The organism is Psychromonas sp., assembly GCF_041586535.1.
Classification (GTDB): domain Bacteria; phylum Pseudomonadota; class Gammaproteobacteria; order Enterobacterales; family Psychromonadaceae; genus Psychromonas.
In genome coordinates, this window is record NZ_JBFGZY010000235.1 from 1 (window position 1) to 2,150 (window position 2,150).

General features: G+C 37.8%; 3 protein-coding genes. 2 read left to right on the top strand and 1 reads right to left on the bottom strand.

Annotated features, from left to right (window positions below; all coding sequences use genetic code 11):
* The first annotated feature begins 262 nt into the window (after positions 1 to 262).
* Entirely contained in the window at positions 263 to 457 is a 195-nt protein-coding gene (locus tag ABZA00_RS16905; protein WP_372883315.1) for a hypothetical protein, read from the top strand.
* A 260-nt stretch (positions 458 to 717) separates the two neighbouring features.
* Here the strand turns inward: ABZA00_RS16905 and ABZA00_RS16910 are convergent, their stop codons facing one another.
* Entirely contained in the window at positions 718 to 1,140 is a 423-nt protein-coding gene (locus tag ABZA00_RS16910) for an organic hydroperoxide resistance protein (protein ID WP_372883316.1), read from the bottom strand.
* Positions 1,141 to 1,277: 137 nt separating this feature from the next.
* Between ABZA00_RS16910 and ABZA00_RS16915 the strand changes: the two genes are divergently transcribed.
* Entirely contained in the window at positions 1,278 to 1,721 is a 444-nt protein-coding gene (locus ABZA00_RS16915) for a MarR family winged helix-turn-helix transcriptional regulator (RefSeq protein ID WP_372883317.1), read from the top strand.
* The last annotated feature ends 429 nt before the right edge of the window (positions 1,722 to 2,150 follow it).

Consider the following 2,150-nt stretch of genomic DNA (forward strand, 5'->3'; position numbering starts at 1 on the left):
CAGACTAGGACGGAATAGTGAATCTCCTTCGTCTAAAAACCACATTTTATAATATACGATCACATAGGCTGCCAGAATACAAAAGGCTACCAACCAGTGAAACCATTTGGCAATACTGCCATAAGTTTTTTCGGTATTTTTAATCATTATTTTCTCACTTAATACGTAAATTATAAGATGCTAATATTACTATAAAAGCGCTTAAAATGGTTTTCCTCGCAGAGACATAATAGTTGTTATCACACAAACTAAATGCGCTAGCATGAATGATAATAACATGATTTTTATAGGGGTAGACACTCATAAAGATTTTAATGAAATTGCATATTGTGAAGATGAGAGATCAAGCAAACCAATCCATCAAGGGCGGGTGCCGAAGGCTAAGCAAGCGGCCAAAATCTGGGGTCAGGTCTTTCATTTTCCAGACGATGAAGGACCAGACCCTTGCTCTTTGTGACCCTTGCTCTTTTTTTCAGACTTGCTTTGGGGTTAATAGCTGGGAATAGAGTAGATAATTTTCAACAAAGTAAGACCCCGGCTAACACACTGCCGGAATTTAATAACATGAAATAAGCACTTAACCATTTATGTTGTAAACAGCCAAACGAAGATAATCTATTTCTTTTAAATACAATTAGTTATTCAAATACAGCAAAAAGATTGCCTTCGTTTTAATACCATGATTACAATTTTTACAGTCAATGGATTGTCGATAAATTATAAAGCGACACCATTTACTATTAATTTAACATCGATATTACCCCGTACTGCATTTGAATAAGGGCATACCTGATGAGCTGTATGGACCAACTCAACCGCTGCATTTTGCTCAAGTTCGAGCTCAATTGATAACGCCACCGTCAGAGCGAAACCATTACTTTCATTTGGGCCTATACCAACGGTTGCTGTCGTAGGTGCCGATTTGATTGCTGTTTTAGTTTCACGTGCAACGTGCAAAAGTGCATTAGAAAAACAAGCGGAGTAACCCGCCGCAAATAATTGTTCAGGGTTTGTTGCTTCGCCTGTTCCCCCCATCTCTTTTGGATAACTTAACGCAAGATCTAATTTTTTATCGTCAGTTGTTACTTGTCCATTTCGGCCTGCACGTGCTGTTGCTGATGTTGTGTATAAAGCAGTCATAATTATTTCCCATTATAGAACAACATTAATTGCACACATTTATATTGCGCGCAATTTACTTTTAACTATACTAATTGAATTTAAAAAAAATACAAGTATATTGTGTGCAATCTTTTTTAGATCTGAGTTAATAAACCATGACAAAACCAAATCAAGAGTCGAATCTCACCTTAGATAAACAAATTTGCTTCTCCCTGTACAGTGCTTCAAATGCAATGGGGCGGGCTTATCAACCCCTACTGAAAAAATTGGATTTAACTTACCTGCAATACATAGTGATGATGGTGCTGTGGCAATATTCAAGCATGAATGTAAAAGAGTTAGGCGAAAAATTACATTTAGATTCAGGTACATTAACCCCGCTTTTAAAACGATTGGAAGGTAAAGAGTTAATTATCCGTTCGCGTGGTCAACAAGATGAACGCGTGCGAATAATTTCTTTATCCGATGAGGGTCGAAAAATGCGTCAACAAGCGGAGCAGGTGCCAAATGCGATATTTTGTAAATCAAAAATGACGGCTGATGAGTTAACCAAACTTAAACAATCTTGCGATCTTTTACTCGCTAATTTAAATAACTAATCAGCCAAGTTTTAATTATTCATGGTCAAGAAGATCTGGGTTCAAGATCTGTGTTCAGGTCTTGCCTTTTGCTTTTTTATGTTAATTGATCCGGTTTGTATATAAGCAAATTAGTTGGAGAGCATTATGAATCGCCTTTACGCTTGGAGTTTGCAGAGGCACTTTACCACGCCACTTCTCATGGAAATGAAAGAAAGCCTATCTATCGTCAAGAAGATGACTTTAGCCTTCATTATTTCCGAGTGAGCCGTATCGTAGCAAAAGGCAAGACCTGACCCTTACTCTTGTTCAGCGATCCAGAAAATAATGTTGGCAATATCTTCGGGTTGCAGCGCATTGGCATTTTTATAAAGTGCATCATATTTATCCTGATCACCTTTAAAGCGTATCAGGCTGAATTCGCTTTCACATAGTCCCGGCTCAAGGCTG